Annotated in this window: 7 protein-coding genes; 2 read left to right on the top strand and 5 right to left on the bottom strand. The window is 59.5% G+C overall.

What is annotated here, in order from left to right; translation table 11 throughout:
• Nucleotides 1-823: 823 nt before the first annotated feature.
• Nucleotides 824-1,492, top strand: a complete 669-nt coding sequence (locus Q2M23_RS42650; protein WP_057017476.1) for an outer membrane protein — start codon at nt 824-826, stop codon at nt 1,490-1,492.
• Nucleotides 1,493-2,217: 725 nt separating this feature from the next.
• On the opposite strand, the gene Q2M23_RS42645 is transcribed toward Q2M23_RS42650, so the two are convergent.
• Nucleotides 2,218-2,439, bottom strand: coding sequence for a hypothetical protein (locus Q2M23_RS42645; protein ID WP_316399365.1), 222 nt, complete (start codon nt 2,437-2,439; stop codon nt 2,218-2,220).
• Nucleotides 2,440-2,474: 35 nt separating this feature from the next.
• On the opposite strand from Q2M23_RS42645, the gene Q2M23_RS42640 reads away from it, so the two are divergent.
• Nucleotides 2,475-2,711 (top strand): hypothetical protein, encoded by a 237-nt coding sequence (locus tag Q2M23_RS42640; RefSeq protein ID WP_316399364.1) that lies wholly within the window; start codon nt 2,475-2,477, stop codon nt 2,709-2,711.
• 1,000 nt (nt 2,712-3,711) lie between these two features.
• Here the strand turns inward: Q2M23_RS42640 and Q2M23_RS42635 are convergent.
• The 4 genes from Q2M23_RS42635 to Q2M23_RS42620 form a co-directional block, all read right to left on the bottom strand.
• Nucleotides 3,712-5,256 carry an ABC transporter permease/substrate-binding protein gene (locus Q2M23_RS42635; RefSeq protein WP_092081762.1) on the bottom strand — a complete coding sequence of 515 codons (1,545 nt, stop codon included), beginning with the start codon at nt 5,254-5,256 and terminating at the stop codon, nt 3,712-3,714.
• A gap of 40 nt (nt 5,257-5,296) precedes the next feature.
• On the bottom strand, nt 5,297-6,124 hold the full coding sequence (locus Q2M23_RS42630; RefSeq protein ID WP_168855306.1) for an ATP-binding cassette domain-containing protein: 828 nt from the start codon (nt 6,122-6,124) through the stop codon (nt 5,297-5,299).
• A gap of 125 nt (nt 6,125-6,249) precedes the next feature.
• Entirely contained in the window at nt 6,250-7,188 is a 939-nt protein-coding gene (locus tag Q2M23_RS42625; RefSeq protein ID WP_316399361.1) for a class I SAM-dependent methyltransferase, read from the bottom strand.
• A gap of 789 nt (nt 7,189-7,977) precedes the next feature.
• Nucleotides 7,978-8,199 (bottom strand): hypothetical protein, encoded by a 222-nt coding sequence (locus tag Q2M23_RS42620; protein WP_316399360.1) that lies wholly within the window; start codon nt 8,197-8,199, stop codon nt 7,978-7,980.
• Between the last annotated feature and the right edge of the window lie 29 nt (nt 8,200-8,228).

Here is an 8,228-nt window from a genome sequence, read left to right as displayed (position 1 = left end):
TCGTGCCGCCAGAGAACTTGCCGATCCTAAGCTGGCTCGGTATCAAACCGTCAAAATCACTGTGACGAGCCACTAGTTCAGCGCAAGCGACGAAGCCGAGTTCGCGTTGCAAGCGCAGAGAATGTGACCGCATTACGGGCACTTTACTCCGGCCGAACGCACAGCACGCCGTTTTCACGAGAACGGCACCGTCCAGCGAACGAGAAGGCTTACGTAGCGCCCCAATCGACGACCTATCGCCATTACGTGGCGTTTGCCCCAATAGTTGGAGTCGTGATCGCCGCCCTTGGCCTTATTTCGTGGCTCATCGGACGAGTCTGCTGCGACATCCTCTCCGGTGATTGACACAGCCTGGTTCAGGACTCCCATCATCGGGACGCTGCCCTGCATTATCGCTGGATCAATCTGTCAGAGATATCGGGCGGGGTGTTGCGCGCACGCAAACGGACCGCGGCGCGGGGCTGGTATGCGTCGGGGCCCCCACTTCGTTCCGCTACGGGACAGAGGCCCGATAGTGACTCTTCCTTTTGGCTCGACAAGCGCTGCAGGCCCGCGCTTCGCTCTCGGTCGTCTTCGAGCTCGCCCCAGTTCCATGCGAAGATAGTCATCTATCCACCGACGCGTTGCGCCGGGACGTGATCTGCAATGCATAATCCGCGTCACGAAAGTTCCGAGCTCGCCTAACGCCAAGCGTCCCTCGCCTTTGTCGTTAGCAGCCCCCGTTTGGCGCCGCCTGTTGCAGCCAAGTTACAGCAATTCCGCACGTGTCTGATAGGCGATGAACTTGGGGCTGGGCTAGTACAAGAAAGTTGGAATGAAAAAGATGAAGAAAATTCTGCTTGTCACCGCCAGCATGATCGCGCTCGGCGCGGTCGCGCCCGCTTCCGCGGCTGATCTCGCGCCGCAGCCCTACACCAAGGCTCCGCCCTATGTTGCTCCGACCCCGATCTACAACTGGACCGGGTTCTACATCGGTGGTCACGTCGGTGGTGCGTTCGGTGGCAACGACAACGTCCTCGCCCCCGGCTTCGGCGGTGGCAACGACGGTGTGTTCATGGGCGGCGTGCAGGCTGGCTATGATTACCAGTTCGCGCCGAGCTGGGTGCTGGGTCTTGAAGCCAACTATAGTTTTCTGGATACCAGTTCGAGCTTCGCCAATCGTGGCCTCGGTTCGGTAACCGGCCGCCTCGGCTACACTTGGGGTCCGGCGCTGCTTTACGTCAAGGGCGGCTATGCCTGGGCTGACACGCGCTTCTCAAACGGCTTCGGCGGCGACGGCGGCCGTGACGGCTACACCGTCGGTGCCGGTCTCGAATACATGTTTACCCAGAACTGGTCGGGCAAGCTCGAATACCAGTACTATGACTTCGGCACCGTCAACGTGTCCGATTCTCTCGGCTTTATCGGCAGCTTCCGCAACGACCAGCACACCATCAAGGCGGGCTTGAACTACAGGTTCAACCTGGGCGGCCCGGCCGTCGCCAGGTACTGATCGCTCGCTTAACTCCAAGCGACATGAGAGCTCCGGGCCAAACAAAGGCCCGGAGCTTTTTCGTTGGAACGGTGGTTCCTCCTGGATTGGAAGCCTCTAGCGCGGTCGATTGACGCACGTTGACGGACTGATCCGTGACGACATGACGCACGACGATCAATGCGTCATGGAACTGACCTCGAAGGGACGATGGCAGCTAACGCTCATCGGGCTGATGGAGCGCGAACAGGAGGCCCGTTGCGAGCGGTTTGGCCGGGCTGGTTATTTGGACAGGCCGGTCGGATTTGCCGCGTGGGCGCCGCGCGCTGCGAAGCTTCAGCGCCGATGCCTGATCTGCACGGCCTTCAGATAGTCGGCAACCTGCTCAGCCCAATCGGCGGGTGGCGCCACGCCTGTAACTTGCGGGCTGCGACCGCAGCCAACGCAGATCGGCCGAGTGTCCTGATCGCTCTCGAAGCTATAGGCATCCGCGCCGTCGGTAATCACGCACGTCGGAGCGCTTGCGGTCGCAGCGTTTCATCATGGCCTCCGTTCCCCGGCGAGTGCTAGCCGACACACTTTGCGAGTCCAGTGCTGGATCATGAGTCGCCCACCACCGCCGAGGAGAATGCAAAGTGAAACGCATTCGATGGAACAGCAACACACGTGGGTGTTTTGGTTGTTGATTGATTATGATGCAATCGTGACCATGGAACCTGTGCTGTTGGCACGGACTGCACATCCCATCACGAGGCGGCTGTGATCTCATTGCGTACATCGGATCGACCGAGCAGGCGCATCGGCTCGGCCAATCCGAAAATACTGGCAAAGACGGCTCCGGCGCGGCCCTCAGACAGCACGTCGGGGCCGTCGCTTGTGTCAGCGGAGCTTGCGAGATGGGCGACAGCCATGAAGTGCCATTGTCGGATATGCACGCGCGCGTGCTGACGCGGCGTTGCGGCGCTCAATAGCTTTGCCGGTTGGGGTGGCTTGATGCGCGGTGATGGCGATGTCGAGAATAGAAGTGAGCGCGGAAGAGAAGGAATTGATTCTAATGCTGCGCGAATGGAAACGCGACGTGCGCGGATTTGGGTCGTCCGCGGTTTTGATTTCACGCCAGCATGGACGCGGATGGGAAATCAGGCTTGCGCTTAACGCGGATCAAGTGTCGTCCATCGGACTGAGCTTCGGGCTGGCCTGGAATGCACTCGCGGCAACACAGTTGGGTGCCTCACGATAGGCGGCATGGATTGCGCATGAATTTCGATGCAACCACGGCAACGGAGCCGGTTGCGTTGGCACAAAGTGCACTTCCATCTAAGGCCGAGTGTGATCTGATCGTCGCTCGGATCAGCCGAGCCCCACAGCGCATCAAACTCGGATAGTCCGAAGCACCGGCGAAGATGGCTCCGACGTTGAAACCCCTCAGACTCACGTCGGAGCCGTCGAAAAAGGTGGCGCCAATGAAAAATCGAACCGGCACCGAATGGGCCATCATCGCCGCTGAATGCTGGCTCGCAGTGGTCGCGGTGGCGATCTTGCTGATCGCGCTACACCCGGAAGTTGGCTGATTGCGATACGCGCGGCTGTCGGGATCGAAGGGACGATTTTGGTTAGGGCTGGTGCCCAAGCGCATGACGCAAGTCGAGATTCGTCCTCGCCTTCAGGACGACCGCCGCAGACGAGCGAGCGGAGCATCGCCGCCCCCGTTTGGCGAGCGCCTTGATCGCGTCTACCGCTCAGGAATCCGAGAGACGGACCACGCGGCCGGCGATGCTTAAAACAGCGTCTCGAACATGCTTCAACGAGCAACCGTAGACGGAGATTCACGAGTTGCGCTGTTGGGCGCGTCGTTCGACTGTTCGGCTGCAACGATGGAACGAATCTCGTCAATCCGTCGACACGCGCGGATCGCACACTCTCTCAACTCATCGATCGAGTGCGTTTCTGCCCGCGTCTTTTCAACCGCTTCGATTTGCGAATTGAGGGCTGCAAGTTCTGCCTGGAGCAGCTCGAGTAGCGATTGGTTGGAACCAACCGCCCTTTCCACTCTTTTTGCCCGCATTGTCATCCCCAAATACGGTTGTACATTCGTGACAACGATTCGTGGCTTCATTATGAATCACGCTGCCGAAGTGATCGTTCATTGCGTGACGCGCAATTTCGTCCGGGACCTTGAGCACGACTCATCGGCGATGGTCGAACCTCGAACGAGAACGCCCCTGATCGTGTTCTCGTATTTATCGCGACTGCAAATGCACGGCCTTTGCCAGGGCTCGCGCCGCCTCTGCCGGAGAAGCCTTGTCCGTATCACCGTCGACCATGAGGTTAGCGGCGCGCATCGCCTCAACGGGCACCGAGCCGACAAGCGGAACAAGTGCTCGCTTCAGCCGCGCATCGGCGGCACGCTTTGGCGAGATGAGGATCAGCGCATCATAGGAAGGTATCGCATGCTTCGGGTCAGCCAGTACGAGCAGATCAAGCGCCGCGATACGCCCGTCGCTGGAGAACGCGGAGACGACGTCGGCCTCGCCGGCCTCGAGAGCGTGATACATGATCGTTGGATTGAACGAGCGTCGCGTTCTGAACGACAGACCATAGGCATCCTTAAGCGAGCGCCATTCCGGTCGCCCCAGGAACTCAAGGTCATCGCCGATGGTGAGTTGAGGTGCAACACGAGCAAGATCGGCAATCGACCTGACGTTTAGTGCCTGCGCTCTCTCCCGTTTCATCGCGAGAACGTAAGCATTTTCGAAACCAAGCGCACCGAGTACCGTGACGCCCTGCTCCGCTTTCATCCAGCGGACGATCTCCGCCTGCATCTCCTCGCGCGGTGGCATGTCGGTGCGACCGATAACGTTGCGCCAGAGCGTGCCGGAGTAATCGACGTAAGCATCAATGTCATTGTGAGCCAGCGCGCGAAAGGCGATAGCCGAACCGAGTCCATCCTTGCGCGTTACGCCGACTCCTTCAGCCTTCAGCCGGTCACCCATCAGGTCCGCCAGAATGAACTGTTCGGAGAAGCTCTTCGCGCCGATGACATAGGTTTCTGCTTCGTTCGAGAGCAGCGGCGCGAAACCGGCGAGCGTACCGAGAGCAAGCCCGGCGATGCCGAACAACACACGCTTCCTGCTGCGTTCAGACGCCCCTGTCTCCACAAGACCGAGACAGAAGTCGGTGATCAGAGCAAGCCCGGCCGCGGCGATGCAGCCGAATAGCACGGAAACCCAGTTCTCGGTTTGCAACCCCGTAAAAATGTAATTGCCAAGGCTGGTTTGGCCGACGGGCGTGGAAAGCGTGGCTGCTCCAATCGTCCATACAGCTGCAGTCCGCACCCCGGCCATGATGACAGGCGTGGCGAGCGGCGCCTTGACGCGCGTCAGAATCTGCTGAGGCGTCATACCAACGCCTTCTGCAGCTTCGACGATAGCTGGACTGACGCCATTCAAACCAACCACACTGTTGCGCAAGATCGGAAGCATCGCATAGAGCGTCAATGCGATCAGCGTCGGCAGGAATCCCAGCGCGGGGATACCGAAGCCGAAGAGCCGTGCCGTCAATGTCGAGAGCGCAAGGAGCAATGGATAGAACAGTGCGAGCAACGCAAGTCCCGGTATGGTCTGGATCAAGCTGGCGATGGCAAGCACCAGCCTGCGTAGCCATGGTCGTTCCGCTGCGAGGGCAGCCAGCGGCAGGCTGACGAGCAGTCCAAGCGCAAGCGCCGTGGCGCAGAGTACAATATGTGGTGTGAGATAGGTGGGAAGCAGGCGCCAGGCGTCGAACAACGCGTCTAATCGGGCACTGGAAAGCAGCTCTGCGCCGGCATCAGGCACGAGCAGGTCCGTTCTTGGTCGCAAGCGCGGCGATGCGCTCCGCTTGACGTCGCGGGACTTCCATCAAGGCGGTCACGTCCGGATCGTCAGAACCAGAGCCCATCATCAACGTGTGCGGCGTATCGTCCGCGAGTACGCGGCCGTTCTTCATGACGACGATTCGATCAGCCATCAGCGCAGCTTCCTGGATGTCATGGGTGACCATCAGGGTCGTCATGCCGAACCGGTCGTGCAGCTCGCGGTAGGAAGAACCCAGGCTGTCGCGGGTGACAGGATCGAGCGCACCCAGTGGCTCGTCCATCAGAACAATGCGCGGTCGGGCGGCGATTGCACGCGCGACGCCAACCCGTTGGCGCTGACCTCCGGACAGCATGTGCGGAAAGCGGCTGGCGTAATCCTGCGGCAAGTCCACCATATCCAGCATCTCGGCTACCCGCGATTCGATCTCGTTCGCCTGCCAGCCACGCAATTTGAGTGTCACGGCAATGTTGTCGGCAACGCGCATGTGTGGAAACAAACCGATCCCCTGAAAGACATAGCCGATGCTCCGCCGCAGCATCGGCGGTTCGGCTTTGCTTACAGGCACTCCGTCGATCCTGACTTCTCCAACGTCAGGATCGACCAGTCGATTGATGGTCTTCAGCAGCGTGGTCTTGCCGGATCCCGAGCCGCCCACGAGCGCGACCAGTGACCCCTGCTGTACGTCGAGCGATACGTTGGAAACAGCAACGCTCCGTCCCCCATCGTAGGATTTCGATACAGCATCGATCTCGATATACGGCACGGAATTGGACGGATTCGAAATCGGCGAAGCTGTCATGAACAGGGCCTCCCTGTGGACTGCAGAAACTGGCAGAAAATGACCAAGCGGGAGTCAGGGCATGATCCGCTTGGATGCGCAGGTCCCTGGGTCACACCCACGCCCATCTTCGGAAGGCGAGCCCGTCACGGCTCCAACGCGACCTGCAGGCCGTCGTCGCCCTCAACATGGACATAACGCGGTCCGATCGGACGCCCCCTGCCGCTGGCAACAGTGACAATGTCTTCCAGGGGAGCGGCGCGCGCATCCGCCTCAGGGCGGGACAACATCAGGTCGGCGTGAAACAGCCCTTCCGACTCAAGACCGGTAGCATCGATGCCAAGAGCCGCCAGGCTTGCCAAGCAACTTTCAAACTCTTCAGCATCGCGAAAACGACGCTGGATAAAAGTCGCGCCGGCAAGACGCTCTGTCACAAGACCACGCTTCGCGAACGTCGCGGCTAGAGATTCGAACGGGAACATTCGTAGCACGAACGAAATGATCCATGGACGCTTCTCCGTCGCATCGAGAATCTTGCTGAACGTCTTCTCGGTGACGTAGCCGATGCACCCCGTCGACATGATGACATCAGCGGATCGGACAAGATGCGCGCTGTCGGTCGAGAGCGCCTCCGTTTCAAGATCTGCGACAATGCCCTGCTCAAGCAGACCAACACCCGTTGCATACCTAATCGCCGGCGCCGATACATCGAGACCGATAAATCGCGCGAGACCGACATCCGGCCAAGCCGCATAAAAATTGCGATCGAGACGCACCAATGTCTCAGAACCGATCGCCCTCATCTCGCGCCGGGCGTAGCGATGGCGCAAGCCCCCGAAAGTCAGTGGAAACCGATGCACCGCTGCGTTGATTCCGTATGAACAGCCAACATCAAGCACGGTCGGCTTGACGCCGGTTTCCGAAACCTTCGCTGCCAGAATTTGGCGCACAACCGGCTCGGCCACGTCCGGGATCATGTAATCCAAATCTCCGAGGACAGAGAAATATGCCCTGGGATCATCCAGGGCATAAATATCATCGAAGACGGCCTTGGACTGATTGATGCGCGAAAAATGTGTTTGCAACCCGGTCTCCTATTTCAACTTGCAAGCCACTCGACGGCTGCTGCGTTCAAGTGCTTGATACCCTATTGCAGAGATTGATCGACGCACAAACCCATTGCGCTTTTTTTCAACCTCGCTTCGTGGAACTGCGCTGCGCACTGATGTGCGCGCGCGTGTAACGCGGCCTCCTTTTTCGAGACCATCGCCTGTTGGGGCGGCTTGATGTGCGGTCAGGATGATGTCGAAAATGCCAATCGCTCCGGCAGAGAAAAGGATCAACTCTGGTGCTGCACGAATCAAAGCGTGCGGGCAGCCGGCCCCGATGGTCGACAATGCTGGTCAGGCACGGACGCGACGGTTGGGAAATCACGCTCACGTTGCGTGCCCGGTGGCGCCAGTCGCGGCACCGGAGAACATCTCGCAGAAGCATGGAACGCACTCGCGCCAGCACAGTTGCCGACAACAGGTTGAGACCGCGCCAATAGGAAGGCCGCTCAGATGGGAATGATTGGCCCGCGTAGTTGGCCGATGGATCGAACTCGGTCTACGGACAAGGCGCGCTGGAGCAGTTCCTCGGCAACGGCAACTCACGCACGTGGTTTGGGGGCCATGTTAGAAAATGCGCCAAGCCGCCACGCCGAGGATGAACCAAGCTTGAAGCTGATTTGGTGGAACAGCAACTCGCGCATACGCACAGGGCTATTGACGGTTTGCATCGCTCGCGAGGCCGATGTTCGGAACTTTGTCGGTTCCGCTGCAACGATGAGGCCCTGACAGCACTGAACGGACCGGGCTCCTCGCACGGTATCGTCAGCGAGATTGAGCGTTTCCAAGCGTCTCGAACACCGTCTGCTGCCACCAATCACCTTCGATTTGATCGAGTACGGCGAGATCGAGCATCGGCCGCAAGGCGCTATCTTTGGGCAGTACGATCGCATAGCTCTCGCTGCTGAAGCTGGTATCGACGACGCGAGCCGAGGCCGAGAAAAGTCGGAGGCCAAGCGGTCTTAGGAAGACAACTATAACACTCAACTCCTTGGCTCACAGAACGACATGGCTAC

Source organism: Bradyrhizobium sp. 33ap4, assembly GCF_032654765.1.
In the GTDB taxonomy this organism is placed as follows: Bacteria; Pseudomonadota; Alphaproteobacteria; order Rhizobiales; family Xanthobacteraceae; genus Bradyrhizobium; species Bradyrhizobium australafricanum.
The sequence above is the reverse complement of the archived record's forward strand: the minus strand, read 5'-3'. Positions and strand labels throughout refer to the sequence as shown.